Source organism: Salinibacillus aidingensis, from assembly GCF_055393355.1.
Genome location: NZ_AP043759.1, coordinates 1,502,687 through 1,518,170, shown reverse-complemented (window position 1 = coordinate 1,518,170; position 15,484 = coordinate 1,502,687). Strand labels below are relative to the sequence as shown.

General features: G+C 41.3%; 15 protein-coding genes. 2 read left to right on the top strand and 13 right to left on the bottom strand.

From position 1 onward, the window contains the following. Position 1: 1 nt before the first annotated feature. Positions 2-3,568, bottom strand: coding sequence for a chromosome segregation protein SMC (gene smc, locus ACZ5OK_RS08240; RefSeq protein WP_343841049.1), 3,567 nt, complete (start codon positions 3,566-3,568; stop codon positions 2-4). 157 nt (positions 3,569-3,725) lie between these two features. On the opposite strand from smc, the gene ACZ5OK_RS08235 reads away from it, so the two are divergent. Continuing rightward, the gene (locus ACZ5OK_RS08235) at positions 3,726-3,950 is read left to right on the top strand and encodes a DUF1128 domain-containing protein (protein WP_343841047.1); all 225 of its coding nucleotides are present in this window, start codon (positions 3,726-3,728) and stop codon (positions 3,948-3,950) included. 62 nt (positions 3,951-4,012) lie between these two features. Here ACZ5OK_RS08235 and rnc read toward each other — a convergent pair whose 3' ends face one another. From rnc to ACZ5OK_RS08180, 11 genes are all read right to left on the bottom strand, one after another. Then, the gene (gene rnc, locus ACZ5OK_RS08230; RefSeq protein ID WP_343841044.1) at positions 4,013-4,717 is read right to left on the bottom strand and encodes a ribonuclease III; all 705 of its coding nucleotides are present in this window, start codon (positions 4,715-4,717) and stop codon (positions 4,013-4,015) included. A 101-nt stretch (positions 4,718-4,818) separates the two neighbouring features. Beyond that, positions 4,819-5,055, bottom strand: a complete 237-nt coding sequence (acpP, locus tag ACZ5OK_RS08225) for an acyl carrier protein (RefSeq protein WP_343841042.1) — start codon at positions 5,053-5,055, stop codon at positions 4,819-4,821. Between the two features lie 299 nt (positions 5,056-5,354). Continuing rightward, positions 5,355-6,095, bottom strand: coding sequence for a 3-oxoacyl-[acyl-carrier-protein] reductase (gene fabG / locus ACZ5OK_RS08220; RefSeq protein ID WP_343841040.1), 741 nt, complete (start codon positions 6,093-6,095; stop codon positions 5,355-5,357). Next, positions 6,095-7,039, bottom strand: a complete 945-nt coding sequence (fabD, locus tag ACZ5OK_RS08215; RefSeq protein WP_343841037.1) for an ACP S-malonyltransferase — start codon at positions 7,037-7,039, stop codon at positions 6,095-6,097. The genes fabG and fabD overlap by 1 nt, the downstream gene beginning before the upstream one ends. After that, positions 7,036-8,040, bottom strand: a complete 1,005-nt coding sequence (gene plsX / locus ACZ5OK_RS08210) for a phosphate acyltransferase PlsX (protein WP_343841035.1) — start codon at positions 8,038-8,040, stop codon at positions 7,036-7,038. Before plsX ends, fabD begins: the two co-directional genes overlap by 4 nt. Further along, complete coding sequence (fapR, locus tag ACZ5OK_RS08205; protein WP_343841033.1) at positions 8,037-8,618, bottom strand: transcription factor FapR; 582 nt, start codon at positions 8,616-8,618, stop codon at positions 8,037-8,039. The genes plsX and fapR overlap by 4 nt, the downstream gene beginning before the upstream one ends. A gap of 75 nt (positions 8,619-8,693) precedes the next feature. Next, positions 8,694-10,742 (bottom strand): ATP-dependent DNA helicase RecG, encoded by a 2,049-nt coding sequence (recG, locus tag ACZ5OK_RS08200; RefSeq protein WP_343841030.1) that lies wholly within the window; start codon positions 10,740-10,742, stop codon positions 8,694-8,696. Then, positions 10,739-11,623, bottom strand: a complete 885-nt coding sequence (gene sdaAA, locus ACZ5OK_RS08195; RefSeq protein WP_343841027.1) for an L-serine ammonia-lyase, iron-sulfur-dependent, subunit alpha — start codon at positions 11,621-11,623, stop codon at positions 10,739-10,741. The genes recG and sdaAA overlap by 4 nt, the downstream gene beginning before the upstream one ends. A gap of 25 nt (positions 11,624-11,648) precedes the next feature. Further along, entirely contained in the window at positions 11,649-12,311 is a 663-nt protein-coding gene (gene sdaAB, locus ACZ5OK_RS08190) for an L-serine ammonia-lyase, iron-sulfur-dependent subunit beta (RefSeq protein WP_343841025.1), read from the bottom strand. 106 nt (positions 12,312-12,417) lie between these two features. Further along, positions 12,418-14,091: a DAK2 domain-containing protein gene (locus tag ACZ5OK_RS08185; RefSeq protein ID WP_343841022.1), complete on the bottom strand. Its 1,674-nt coding sequence runs from the start codon at positions 14,089-14,091 to the stop codon at positions 12,418-12,420. 67 nt (positions 14,092-14,158) lie between these two features. Continuing rightward, positions 14,159-14,521 (bottom strand): Asp23/Gls24 family envelope stress response protein, encoded by a 363-nt coding sequence (locus ACZ5OK_RS08180; protein WP_044157356.1) that lies wholly within the window; start codon positions 14,519-14,521, stop codon positions 14,159-14,161. 303 nt (positions 14,522-14,824) lie between these two features. On the opposite strand from ACZ5OK_RS08180, the gene rpmB reads away from it, so the two are divergent. Continuing rightward, entirely contained in the window at positions 14,825-15,013 is a 189-nt protein-coding gene (gene rpmB / locus ACZ5OK_RS08175) for a 50S ribosomal protein L28 (RefSeq protein ID WP_044157354.1), read from the top strand. Positions 15,014-15,345: 332 nt separating this feature from the next. Here rpmB and spoVM read toward each other — a convergent pair whose 3' ends face one another. Then, positions 15,346-15,426 (bottom strand): stage V sporulation protein SpoVM, encoded by an 81-nt coding sequence (spoVM, locus tag ACZ5OK_RS08170; protein ID WP_044157353.1) that lies wholly within the window; start codon positions 15,424-15,426, stop codon positions 15,346-15,348. Between the last annotated feature and the right edge of the window lie 58 nt (positions 15,427-15,484).

Here is a 15,484-nt window from a genome sequence, read left to right as displayed (position 1 = left end):
TTTAAGCATTTACCATTTGGTCGGTTTCTTCCAGTCGTACAGAAACCAATTTCGAGACACCTGACTCCTGCATGGTTACACCGTAGAGGACATCCGCTTCCTCCATCGTTCCTTTCCGGTGGGTGATGACAATAAACTGTGTATTTTCACTAAATTCTTTTAAATACTGGGCAAAACGGTTGACATTTGCTTCATCAAGCGCAGCCTCCACTTCATCCAATACACAGAATGGAACTGGCCGGACTCTTAAAATCGCAAACAGAAGGGCAATGGCTGTGAGGGCTCGTTCCCCTCCTGAAAGAAGTCCGAGATTTTGCAGCTTTTTACCTGGAGGCTGGGCAACAATATCAACACCTGTTTCAAGTAAATCTTTGGGATCCGTTAATTTTAAATCGGCCCGGCCACCGCCAAATAATTTCTTAAATACATCAGTGAATTCCTTTTGAATCTGATTAAAAGTGCCTTCAAAACGGGTGACCATTTCCCCATCCATTTCTTTAATAACAGCATAAAGGGTATCCTTGGCCTCCAATAAATCCTGACGTTGAGTCGTTAAAAACTCATACCGTTCCTGAATTCGTTTATACTCATCAATCGCACCTAAGTTCACCGTTCCCAGACGATCAATCTCCTGTTTGATTTGCTGAACGGTTTGTTTCGCTTCATCTGTATTGTCGGTTCTGCCAAAGTCTGAAAGTGCCTTGTCAAAGGACAGCATATATTCCTCTTGCAAGACACTGAGATTATTTTCCAACTCAACATCCAGACGGTTCGCTTTTACTTCCTTCTGTTGCAGATCATCGGTCGATTGATTAAGAATACGATTTCTCTCTTTTATTTCTTTTTCCAGATCCTCCGTCATTTGGTTACGCTGCTGTCTTTCTTCCCGTTTTGACTTTAAAGTGTTTTGGGTTTCCCGTTTCTCCTTACGCTTATTCTCAATTTCCTTTTCAATTTCCTCAGCTGTCTGTCCCTGTTCCTTAATTTCCTCCAGTGCTATATGCTCTTCTTTTAACTGATCTTTTTGGGACTGAAAATCAGATAAGTCACGCTTCAAGCTGTTTACTTTTTCTTTCTGGTTCTTCACGTTTGTATCCTGCTCAGCTAGCATGACCTGGAGCTGATGATATTCCTGTTGAATTTTTTCACTGGATTCCTGTTGATTGGTAAGCTCATGGGTAAGGGTATCAATTTGATTTTGCAGGTTCTCCGCCTCATCTTCAAGTTCCTGAAGACGACTGGATAACGCATCAGTAGAGTTCTTAAGTTCCTGTTCTTCTTCCTGGAACTGCTCCTGCTCCTGATCATAAAGAGATAAGTGGTCATTCACATTCTCACGCTTCAATTTAACCTCTCTTAAGTATCCCTGAAGCTTACTGACCTGTGATTGGAGCTGGTTTATTTCATCCTCCAGTTCCTGGACACGCTTCTCTTTCTGCTTCTGAGACTGGATATGATCATCAAGCTGATGTTCAAAGCTTTTTGTTCTTTCTTCAAATTCCTGCAGCTTTTCAGACACCTGACCTAACTCTTTTTCCCTGGTAAATAAAGATTGGTTTTTCTTCTTCTGAGCTCCACCAGTCATTGAACCCCCAGGATTCACTACATCTCCGTCAAGTGTGACAATCCGAAAACGACGATTCAGTAAGCCTGCCAATTCATTGGCGTCTTTCAGAGTTCGTGCAATCACAATGTTTCCAAGTAAAGACTGAATGGCATTTGAAAACTTTTGATCATAATCCACCAATTGCTCAGCTACGCCTATAAAGCCCTGGTGGTTTTCGATATTACGAATCAGATGTTCAGGTATTCGCTTGGGCTGCATAGAAGGTAACGGAAGAAAAGTTGCTCTGCCATTGTTCGTCTTTTTAAGCCATTGAATGGCCTGACGAGCATCATTTTCACTTTCCATTATAATGTGCTGGGCTTGTCCCCCAAGCGCCGTTTCAATCGCGAGAACATAATCATCCCCAATTTGAATCGTTTCGGCAACAGCTCCATGAATGCCACTTAATTCCTTCCGTTCTCTCGCTTTCAGAACAGCCTTTACACCATGGAAAAACCCGGAAAAGTCCTCCTTCATCTCTTCAAGCATTTCTTTTTTTGACCTAAGCTTGTGGATGAACTGATATCCCTGATTTAATTTTTTCTGCTCTTCTTCAACTTGGGATTTTTGTTCCTCAAGAGCAGACTTTTCTCCATTTAATAGCTTTTGTTTTTCAGTAAGGGTTTGTTCAATCGTCTTTAGTTGGTCTGTAATGGTTTCCTGTTCCTGATCGATCTCTTTTCGCTGATCCAATAACCCCTGAAAACGATCAGTCATTCTATTTTTCTTTTGCTTATTCTGTTCCAGACTGCGTTCGATCCCCTGCAGTTCATTCCGTTTAGCTGCCTGTTCATTTAATACCTCAATGTACTCACTTTTCAGCTCCTCTATCTTCTCCTCCATACTTTCCCTCGAGGTGCCAAGGCTTTGCTCCAGATCTGCCATTCTTTCCTTTGTTTCTTTTCTCTCAGAAACCAGCACATTCAGCTGCTCTTCATCTTCTGTCAGCTGTTTCGTAACATTAGCTATCTTCTCATCTAAACGCTTTTCTTCATCTGCCAATTTATCCTTGTTTTCTTCATAATGCTTCCAGCGTTCATTAAACAACCGCTTGCGTCCCTCAAGATTTTCCAATTCCTGAGTTAGGGAAAGCATTTGATTTTGCATCTGTTCAATGGCCTGATCCAGTCCCTGTATCTCAGCCCTTTCCTTTTCAAGCTCAGCTTCTTCCTGTTGAATCCCCGTCTGTTTATGTAGAATCTCCTGCTTTTGTTCTTCAATTTGGCTAAGCAGAGATTGCCATTCTTCATTTAACCTTTCAATCTCTGTGACGAGTAAGGAGACTTCATGCTTTTTCAGTTCGTCCTTTTTCTGTAAATAGGTTTCTGCTGTCTCAGCCTGTTCTTTCAGAGGTTCAAGCTGACCTTCAATTTCATAAATAATATCTTCTACACGGTAAAGATTTTCCTGGGTTTCAGCCAGCTTCATTTCCGCTTTTTTCTTCCGCTGCTTATACTTTAACACTCCAGCAGCTTCTTCAAAAATCGCCCGCCGTTCTTCAGGTTTGGAGCTTAAAATTTCTTCAACCTTTCCTTGACTGATAATCGAAAAGGCTTCCTTTCCCAGACCTGAATCCATAAATAGATCAATGATATCCTTTAGTCGACACGGCTGCTGATTAATTAAAAATTCACTTTCACCGGATCTGTAAACACGACGAGTGATATCAACCTCCTGATAGTCAATCGGCAAAGCACTATCCTCGTTATCTAAAACAAGCGAAACTTCTGCAAAATTGAGTGCCTTCCGTGTATCACTGCCTGCAAAAATGATATCCTCCATTTTTGAACCACGCAGGGATTTCGCAGACTGTTCTCCTAAAACCCAGCGAATGGCATCTGTTATATTACTTTTCCCGCTTCCATTGGGGCCGACAACAGCCGTAACACCCGGGACAAAATCTACGGAAATTCGTTCAGCAAATGATTTAAATCCTACTGTATCCAATCGTTTGAGGAACATAACGTTTTCCTCCTGTAATCTATTTTCATACAACTTACTTTATAGAGAGATGTTTGTTATCATCATTTTTTCTATCATAGGTTTCTTTTTAACCTTGTATATTTTATCATAGAATATAATAGGAAAGAAGAATGTTTCTACTTAAAGGAGTGTTGACGTGAACTTAAATGAAGTATCCGAGCAGAATTTATCATTTATGGTTGAAGAACTCATGAATGATTTACAGGTTATTAATCGGGGCGTATTGGACCCTAAGTATTTCGATGTCAAAGATTATCATGAAATAAAGTCGGTCTATGAAATGGTTAAAAGTAAGGGTCAATTAAGTGTACCGGAAATACAGGCCATCATTGAAGAACTGAGAAAATACAGGGTAAAATAAAAGAACCTAAGTTAATAGGTGCCAAAGCCTTCAAAACAGGAATTCGAAAGCTTTGGCACCTATTATGATTGTTGTTCTTTTATTTTATCCAGAGCTTCTTTAGCCGCATTTTGTTCTGCTTCCTTTTTCGTCCGGCCGCTTCCCTTTCCAAATCCTTCACTTTGGATGGTTACCTCTGCAATAAATTCCCGGTTATGAGCAGGTCCTTTTTCATCAACAATGTTATAATCAATGTCCCCCTCCTGATCCTGTTGTACAACCTCCTGAAGCATACTCTTATAATCCATTGCATGAGAAAAAGCACCAGGTTTTATTTCAGGAAAGACATATTCATCCAGAAAACTCAGAACAGTGTCAAAGCCCTGATCAAGGTACAAAGCTCCAATAAATCCTTCAAAGGCATCAGCCAGTAATGCCGGTCTGGTTCGTCCACCCGTCATTTCTTCTCCTTTTCCCAGCAATACCAAATCATTAAATTGAAGCTTCTCGGCAAAATGAACAAGAGAAGGCTCACATACAATCGAAGCCCTGAATTTTGTCATCTCTCCTTCATTCATTTTCTGAAATTTACGGTATAAAAATTGGGATACAGCAAGTTCCAAAACCGCATCACCCAAAAATTCAAGCCGCTCATTATCTTCCAAACCGCGATTCCGATGTTCATTCACATACGATGAATGTGTAAAAGCCTTTTTTAATAGTGCCTGGTTCTGAAAATGGACACCAATTTGCTCTTGGAATTGTTCAAAATTCACCTTTACTTCCACCTATCTTTAGATATAGTTATTCATTAAAATAAATGAATGGAAAGCCCTGTTAAAAAACAAGGCTTTCCTATAATTTCAAACATAAAGTTGATATACATTCATTAGGACTGTGACTTATTTATGTAGTCCACAGCATCTCCTACAGTTGCAATTTTTTCTGCGTCTTCATCGGAGATTTCCATATCGAATTCATCTTCCAGCTCCATCACTAACTCAACTACATCAAGTGAATCAGCTTCAAGGTCATCGCTGAAAGATGCTTCCATGGTAACTTTTGCTTCATCGACCTCTAACTGGTCAACAATTACTTTTTTTACGCGTTCAAAAACGTCTGCCATTGTTGTCACCTCCCTTCGATGGAATTTAAAGAAACGGTCGCCTCCGCTTTTCTCTGTCCAGCTGCGGCTCCTAGGTCAAGGCGGATATAAGTCAAAGCCATTCCGTGGCCAAAAACATGCCACTTCATGTCTTTGTCTTATCCCGCATGACCTGAACAGTCGCCTTCGCTTTTCTTTGTCCAGCTGCGGCTCCCAGGCCCAAGCGGTCATAAGCAGAATAACCTCCATGGCCAAAAAGCGGCCACTCCGGATATTCTGCTTATGCCGTCGGACCTAATCGGTCGCCTCCGCTTTTCTGCCTACATAACCATTCCGCCGTCTACATGGAGGGTCTGGCCTGTCATGTATGCAGCGTCGTCGGAGGCTAGGAATTTCACGACTTTTGCTACGTTCTCTGGTTTACCCAAACGGTTTAACGGAATGGCAGATAGCATCATTTCACGGGTTTCCTCATCCAGTTCATCCGTCATATCTGTTGAGATATATCCGGGTGCAACGGCATTTACCAGGATATTACGGGAAGCAAGCTCTTTGGCCGTCGTTTTCGTCAGGCCAATGACTCCGGCTTTAGCGGCTACATAATTTGCCTGACCCGGATTTCCTGCCACTCCAACTATGGAAGCAATGTTAATGATTCGGCCACCCTTTTGTTTCATCATTTGCCTTGTTACAGCCTTTGTTGTTAAGAAGACCCCTTTTAAGTTCGTATCAATGACGTCTTCAAACTCTTCTTCCTTCATTCTCATTAGTAAATTATCCCGAGTGATGCCTGCATTGTTTACCAGAATATCAAGGGAACCAAATGTGTCAATGACGCTCTTTATCATTCCCTTAACATCTTCTGAATTGGAAACATTCGCCTGCACAGGGAATGCCCGGCCGCCTAAGTCTTCAATTTCCTTAACGACTTCATTTGCTTTCTGTTCGTTTCCTGCATAATTAACCGCAACGTTTGCACCATTTTTGGCTAGCTCAAGCGCAATAGCACGACCAATCCCCCGTGATGCTCCTGTTACCAACGCATTTTTTCCGTCTAACATTATGAATCCTCCTTATACCACTCAAGAAAAGCGTTCATGGAATCCGGATCCTGAACAGAGAATGTTTTCGCTCTTCTTTTCACTTTACGGACCAATCCGGATAAAACCTTGCCATTACCCACCTCGACAAACGCATCAATATCCTTCTCAAGCATATTTGAAATGGTTTCTGAAAATCGAACCGGTGAGTAAAGCTGTTTAACAAGGAGGTCTCTAATTTCTGTCTGGTCCTGAACTGGTGCTGCAGTGACATTTGCATAAACCGGGAAATCCGCATCCTTTATGTTTATCTGATTAAGCTCTGCTGCCAATTCACTACTGGCAGGCTCCATTAATCTGGAATGGAACGGCCCGCTCACATTTAATGGAAGCACCCGTTTAGCACCATTCTCCTTCAGTTTGTCAACTGCTTGTTCAATTCCCTGTTTCGTACCAGAGATAACGATTTGTCCAGGGCAATTGTCATTAGCAATATCAACGACTTCACCCTGTTCGGATATCTCATTGATCGTACTTTGAATGGTAGATTCATCAAGCCCTAACACAGCAGCCATAGAACCTTTGCCGGCGGGATAAGCTTTTTCCATTAATTGTCCTCTTTTTTGAACAAGTTTTAAGCCATCTTCAGCGGAAAGAGCACCGGCATTTACTAATGCACTGTATTCTCCGAGGCTGTGTCCTGCTGCCATTTCAGGACGGATCCCTTCCTTTTCAAGAACCCTTAACGCAGCTAAACTGGATAATAGCAAAGCTGGCTGGGCATGCTCTGTTTTTGTCAGGTCTTCCTGAGGACCTTCAAACATTAGCTTTTTTATAGGTACTTGAAGAATTTCCTCGGCCTGATCCACTAAAGTCCTTACATCTTCATCCTTTTCATAAAAGGCTTTTGTCATACCAGTCTCCTGAGATCCCTGCCCGGGAAATAGAAACGCTACTTTTTTCATTCATTCCCCTCCTCTGCTTTATAGGATTGGACTGTTTCTTCTATTTTCGCTGTTACATCCTGTTCAACCAGTTGACAGGCCTGCTGAATAGCATTATATACAGCTGTTTCATTAGAAGAACCATGCGCTTTTATCACTGGAGCTGCCAGTCCAAATAATCCGGCACCTCCATATTCTGAGTAGTCCAGCTTGTCCTTAAGACCTTTTAAATCGGATTTTAAAACACCTGCTGCTACTTTTGTCTTTACATTTTTCATAAAAACTTCCTTCATCATGGAAAACATGCCTAGAGCAGTTCCCTCTATGGATTTAAGGGCGATGTTGCCGGAAAATCCATCGGTGACAACGACATCTGCCACACCATTTAAAAAGTCTCTGGCTTCAACATTACCCACAAAGTGAATGGGGGCATCTTCCATTAAATCAAAAGCCTTTTTCGCTAAGTCACTTCCTTTTTGACTTTCGGTTCCAACGTTTAACAGACCCACCCTCGGATTTGTTATGCCTCTCACTTTTTCAGCATAAATGGAACCCATCAGTCCGTACTGCAATAAGTGCTGAGGTTTTGCATCCACATTTGCTCCAACATCCAACAGCAAAAAGCCTTTCCCATCAAGGGTTGGAAGGGTTGGACTTAAGGCTGGACGGTCAATTCCTTTGATCCGGCCAACAATGAATAAACCCGCACTCATTAATGCCCCGGTATTTCCAGCTGAGATACACGCATCAGCTCTTCCTTCCTTCACTTCATTAGCCATAAGAACCATAGAAGCGTTTTTCTTTCTTCTAACAGCTTTTACCGGTTCATCTTCTGATTTAATAACATCTGTTGTATGTATAATATCGATTCGTTCTGTATGAGTTAGGAAGGGTTTGATCTGCTCCTGATCGCCGACAAGGACAATGGATAAATCAGGTATATTCTGAACAGCAGTACAAGCTCCTTTTACAATAGCTTCTGGAGCATGATCGCCCCCCATTGCATCGATTGCTAGTTTCATTCGTTTGCCTCTCCTTTTTGGTCATTTGAGCGGTACATTTCGAACAACCCCTGAAATACGGGTTCATTGTCAACAAAGCTTTGTACCGAAACCATCGTACGCCCTTTTTCGTCACTTCCTTTAACATCTGCTTTAGCTACGACTCGTTCTCCTTCTTTTACCTGTCGTTTAAACTTAAGATCAGATTTGGCTGTCAGCGCCAGTTCATCATTAATAACGGCAACCGCTAATGAATTTGCCTGGGCAAATAAATGGTGCCCTCGGGCGATTTTATTACGTGAAAAAACGTGTTCTCTCCCAATATCTAAAATGGAGATCGCACGTTGATCCAGTTCCAAATCAATAATTTCACCGATGACTTCATCAATAGGTAAAGCCTTAACGGTTTCATTCCATTCGTGTGTGGCTACAGATTTAATGCGCTCCCGAACCTCAGGGATAGACAGTTCCATTCGATCTAAACGAATAGTTTGAATACTTACACTGAACTGTTTCGCAAGCTCTTCATCTGTAATAAATGGCATTCGGGAAATCGTTTCTTTCAGTTCTGCCTGTCTTGCTTTTTTTGGTTTCTTCATGTATGACACCGTCCACAATTATGACTAGGTACTAATAGTAATATATAATACCTGAAGATTATATGCAATACTTTTTTAATCCAATACCTGTCCTTTTATAAATGGATCATCTTCTATGATTCGCTTCATTTTTTGATAGGAGGAATCATCAAATAGTTTTCCTGATTCAATAATTTCAACAGCGTCTTTTCTTGCCGTTTCCAATGCACGGTAATCCTGCACTAAATCAGCTACTTTAAATTCGGGCAAGCCACTCTGTTTTTTACCGAAGAAATCTCCAGGGCCTCTTAATTTGAGATCATGTTCTGAAAGCTCAAAGCCATCGTTTGTCTCAGACATAATACGCATTCTTTCTTTCCCCGTTTCGCCTTTAGGGTCTGCCAGTAAAATACAATAGCTTTGCGCATCTCCTCTTCCCACTCGCCCCCGTAATTGATGGAGCTGTGACAAACCAAAACGTTCAGCATCATAAATCAGCATAAGGGTGGCATTCGGTACGTTAACCCCTACTTCAACGACTGTTGTTGATACGAGGACATCGATTTCATTTTCGGCAAAACTTTTCATAACGTCATCCTTCTCATCTGAATGAAGGCGACCGTGCATCAGGCCAACATTGACGTCATCCGGAAAAATTTCCTCTAATTGCTGATGGAGGTCAACTGCATTTTGAATATCAAGCTTGTCCGATTCTTCTACCAGAGGACAGATAACGTAAGCCTGATGGCCGTTCTGAATTTCTTTATATATAAATCGTAATACCCGCTTCAGCATATTTTCCTTTACCCAATAGGTTTCTACCGGCTTACGACCGGCCGGCATTTCATCAATTACCGAAACATCCATATCTCCAAACGAAGAAATGGCCAGGGTTCTCGGAATAGGTGTGGCTGTCATAAATAAGACATCAGGATGCAGACCTTTATCCCTTAAAGCACGCCTTTGTTCAACGCCAAAACGATGCTGCTCATCCACAATAACAAAGCCTAAATCATGAAAGAACACATCATCCTGGATTAATGCATGGGTACCTACAACAATCTGAGCTTCATTCGTTTCAATTTTATGTAGAACTTCCCGTCTTTTCTTCCCTTTTACAGAGCCTGTCAATAACACAACTTCAGCCTGATCTCCAAAAAGCTCCTGTAAAGATTCATGATGCTGCTCTGCCAGAATTTCAGTTGGAACCATTAATGCACCTTGTTTTCCTGCGCTGATTGTCGCATAGAGTCCAATGGCAGCAACAACGGTTTTACCTGACCCTACATCCCCTTGCAGCAATCGATTCATACGATAAGGCTGTTTCAGGTCGTTCAGGATCTCTTTTAAAACGTTTTGCTGGGCATTTGTGAGAGAAAAGGGAAGACTGTCAACAAAAGCATTTGTCTGCTCCGAGTCAACCTTTATGGCATTTCCCATGGTCGCCTCTCTTTTTTGTTTCCGAAGCCATTGCATTTTTAACTGGAATAAAAGCAATTCTTCATAGATAAATCTTCTTTTAGCATGCTTTAATCGGTGACCGTTACCAGGAAAATGCATTTGTGTTAATGCTTCTTCACGAGGAGGGAGCTTATAGTTTGTGAGAAAACTTTCTGGAAGAATTTCATCAATTTGGTTCTTATAGGATTGAAGAGCCTGTCTCATCGTTTTTCGTAAGAATCCCAGTGACACCTTCCCTTTTAAGGAGTAAACAGGCTGAATGGTGTCCTTTTCTTTTACTTGTCCTTTTTTAAACTGGCTTACGGTAATCTGCAGGCGGTGCTGATCCCATTTCCCGATAACTGTAATAAGCTCCCCCTGCTTTAAATGCTTTTTTACAAATGCCTGATTAAAAAAGACTGCCTTCACCGCAATCTGATCAATTTCCAGAGTGACCATGAGCCGTGATTTTTTTCGTCCATAAAAGGTGAGGGAAGGTTCTGAGATAACCTTCCCTACCAGTGTAGCTTTCTCATGATGTTCGAGCTCTGTCAGAGGCTTTATTTCATGTACATCATAGCGAAATGGAAAATAGAAGAGTAAATCCTCAACGGTTTCAATTCCCATTGTCTGCAAGTCGTTTTCAATTTTTTCTCCAATTCCTTTTAGATTTGAAACGGGTATATTCGCTAACACATTCCTCACTCTTTCTGTAAAGACGTTCCGTAGATCTGTTGTTCAATTGCTCTTCCTGTTGGCGTAGCTGCAAGGCCTCCCTGTGCGGTTTCTTTATAAGCAGAAGGCATACGCTGTCCAATTCTGAACATGGCTTCGATTACCTCATCGCATGGAATTCGGCTTGTGACCCCTGCTAAAGCCATATCAGCAGAGACAATAGCATTTGAAGCCCCCATTGCGTTCCGTTTCACACACGGTACTTCAACAAGTCCTGCAACAGGATCACAAACTAAGCCAAGCATATTTTTCAGAGTAATAGCCATCGCTTCAGCAGACTGCTGCGGCGTGCCTCCTGCCATTTCAACAATAGCGGCAGAGGCCATCCCCGCAGCTGATCCTACTTCTGCCTGACAGCCTCCTGCAGCACCTGAAATGGAAGCGTTATTGGCTATCACCTGACCGAAAGCTCCTGAAGTAAATAAATAGCGGATCATATCTTCTCTTGTAGGATTCAGTTTTTCTTTAACAGCAAATAATGTTCCAGGTACGCATCCTGCACTCCCGGCTGTTGGCGTCGCACAGATAATTCCCATCGCTGCGTTCACTTCATTCGTGGCCACAGCTTTACTCACAGCATCCAAAAGTAAGTGACCGGATAACGGCTCAGCATTTTTCATATAGTCCTGGATTAATACGGCGTCTCCACCCGTTAAACCTGATCGGGATTCGACGCCCTTCAAGCCATCATCTACCGACTTTTCCATTACAGACAAATTCTCTTCCATCTGTCCCATCACTTTATCTCTTGATTTTTCAGTAACTTCCATTTCCTGTCGTATCATTACTTCTGAAATGGGGATATTCTCGTTTTCAGCAAGCTCAACCAATTCTCGGACATTTTTAAACAAACCTCTCCCTCCCTTTCTCAAAAACTCAGTCAGATACCTTTACTACTTGCATGATATGTTCCTCTTTTTCCAGTTGCGTAACAATTTCAGGGTCAATATTCTGATCGGTTTCAATGACCATCAGCGCATCCTGTCCCTGCTCCCGTCTTGAAACTTCCATATGACCTATATTAATTTCATATTTTGCTAGTATTTGTGTCACAGAGGCAATCGCACCAAATCTGTCGTTATGCATAACCAGTATGGCAGGGTGATGGCCGCTCAATCTTAAATCAAAACCATTCAGTTCTGTAATTTCAGCTTTCCCGCCACCAATTGAAATGCCAACCAGTTCAATATCCTCTTCATCATCACCAATTCGTATTTTGGCCGTGTTCGGATGGTCCGTTTTAGCCGATTCCTCAAAAAATTCGATATCTATACCTTTTTCACTGGCTATTTTCATGGAATCGCCCATTCTTGTGTCAAACGTATCAAAGTCCAATAAACCACCGGTGATGGCAACATCGGTTCCGTGACCTTTGTATGTGTCCGCAAACGAACCATACAAATAAATTTTTGCCCATTTCGGCTCCCGCCCTAATAGCTGTCTTGCCATACGCCCAATACGAAGAGCACCGGCAGTATGCGAGCTGGACGGACCCACCATGACCGGACCAATAATATCAAAAACGGATCGATATTTCATACTCCTAACCACCCCACAAATTGTCTCTTACTTCTATTTTATCCGCAAAACACAAATATGCCAAATTAAAAACCAGAGAATCTGTTCTCTGGTTTTTAAGCTAATATTATTCAACTGAAAAAATAAAGGAATAGATTGGCTGTTTCCCCTGATGGACTTCAACCTCTAGTTCTTCAAAATTTTCTTCAATAAAGGTCTGAATTTCAGATACTTCTTCATCTGTACCTTCTTCACCTTGCAGGATTGTAATGATTTCATCTTCTTCATCATCAATCATACTGGTTAGCAATTCCTTCATTACGCTGATTTTATCTTCATTGGTAGAAGTAATGCTTCCATCAGCGATTCCCATATAATTTCCTTTTTCAATCGTCATACCATCGATTTGTGTATCACGGACAGCATAAGTGATTTGACCTGTTTTTACATCCTGAGCTGCATTTCTCATTAATTTTCCATTTTCCTCTAACGACTTCTCGGGATGGAACATAAGTAGTGCGCTCATGCCCTGTGGAACAGTTTTGGTTGGAACCACTTCCACCTCGGAATCGGCCAGTTCTGCTGCCTGTTCGGCTGACATAAGAACATTTTTGTTATTTGGCATAACAATGACTTTTTTAGCATTAGCCTGACTGATGGCCTCGGCAATATCCTGTGTGCTCGGATTCATGGTTTGTCCACCTTCAATAACCACCGTGGCACCCAGGCTTTCAAATAATTTCTTAATGCCATCCCCCATTGCGACTGTTACAATACCAAACTCAGCCTGTTCCTGTTTAACCTCAGGGGGTTCTTTATTTTCTTGCCCGACTATATCCGTATGTTGTTTACGCATATTTTCAATTTTTAAGTTGATTAAGCTGCCATATTTCTGACCTATATTAAGAACTTCCCCCGGATATTCTGCATGTACATGTACCTTAACAAGCTCATCGTCTGATACAACAAGCAATGAGTCTCCAATCTCACTTAAGGTGTTACGGAAGGATTCTTCATCAAAGGGATTTTCCTTAAGCTTATCTTTTTCAAACTGAACCATAAATTCTGTGCAATATCCATATTCAATCTCAGAAGTATCCATAAAGTCCTGGTGCATTTTATGGTGTTCAGCACTCACCATATCATCCATACGAACCTGGGAATCTTTCTGTTCAGGAACTTCTTCTCCACGCAATGAAGCAAGAAATCCTTCATAGACGGTTACCAGACCCTGGCCTCCACTATCAACAACTCCTACTTCTTTTAGGACTGGCAGGAGTTCAGGTGTTCTCTCTAAGGATTCCTTAGCTGCCTTTAAAATGGTTTCCATTAATTCAACGATATCTTCCACTGAATTCTCAGCATCTTTACCGGCCTTTGCTGCATCCTTGGCAACTGTCAGGATCGTTCCTTCAACCGGCTTCATAACTGCTTTGTAAGCTGTCTCTACTCCTGCTTCAAATGCATCAGCAAAATCTGATATATGTAAAACTTCTTTATCTTTTATTGATTTAGAGAAGCCTCGAAATAATTGAGATAATATAACTCCGGAATTTCCTCTTGCTCCCATTAATAACCCTTTTGCCAGGGATTCGCCGATTGAACCGACATGATTACCGGATGCTTTTTTAACTTCTTCAGCACCGGAAGTCATGGTTAAGTTCATATTCGTACCTGTATCACCATCAGGAACTGGGAATACATTCAGTGCATCAATCATTTTAGCATTATTGGTTAAATGGCTTGCTCCGAGCAGAACCATTTGGGAAAACGTTTCACCATCTATCGTCTTTACCGTCACGACACTTCCTCCTTCATACGATTTCGTGTGAGTAAATACTCACACGTGCTTAGACAGTACCGATCTGTTAAGCATTAATAACCCGGACACCCTGAACATAAATATTCACGGAGTCAACAGATAATCCTACCGTTTTATTTAGTGTATATTTAACCTGATTTTGAACATTGTGAGCTACTTCAGAAATTTTTGTTCCATAACTTACAATAATATACATATCAATATGGATTTTATCATTATCCTGACGTACAACAATTCCCTTAGAGAAATTTTCTCTTCTTAATATTTCAGCAAGTCCATCTCTTAATTGCTTTTTAGAAGCCATGCCTACAATTCCGTAGCATTCTACGGCAGCACCACCTGCTACTGTGGAAATCACTTCATTTGAAATGGTGACATGACCATATTCATTTTGTAAATCAATGGACATATGAATCCTCCTCTACAATTCACTTAACTCATGGATATTTTACTACAAAGACCTTTGTTTTAAAAGATAAGCTATGTATGAATACAATTTCTCTTCATACAATGGCCTAAAATAAACATAATGTCAAGTATTTTTACTTTAGGGGTATGATTCAAACAGGAAGCCCAGGCCACAGCTCAACACAGAAAAGCAGACAGCGGATGAAATCATTCGTTCCACATTGCATTTTACTGCTTCTTATGATAAATTAATTTAGTATGTACTGAATATATATAGTTTTACTTGAATTAGGAGGGAATGTAAATGGCTCGTAAATGTGCTGTAACTGGACGTAAAACACGTTCTGGAAATAGTCGTTCACACGCAATGAATGCTAATAAACGTAAGTGGAAATCCAATGTACAAAAAGTACGTGTAATGATTGACGGAAAGCCTCAGAAGGTATATGTTTCTGCTCGCGCTTTAAAATCAGGTAAAATCAAGCGTGTATAATAAAAGTTCCTGATGGAAAGAAACGCATTCGTATTTTTTACGAATGCGTTTTTTTCTTTACTCAATTGGTGTGATTCCGAACGGTTGAATCCGTTTCTTTGTCCAACACCTGCTCCCGGGGCGATTCCGTTTTTCTTCTTGGCCTAGGAAATTATAAAATAAGCAATTTGTGGCTAAGAAAAACAGGTGAGGCCACGTCCGGCTCAGTCCAGTCCGTACGTCGCTAACGGGCGCTTCCGCCTTTGTTTTTCACAAAAAAAGCTGTCAGTTTTCCTGATTGACAGCTTTTTCTGTTAGCCCATGCTTCTTTTCCGGGTTGCACATGAGCAAATTCATTCTTTTCTGAATATCCCAATTATCCCTCTAACCATGCCACCGAGAAACCTTGGGAGTTTAATCGTATAAAATTTCATTAGATCCCCCTCCTCTAGCGATCAAATCAAAATTCCACAACACCCGTATGATGAAATG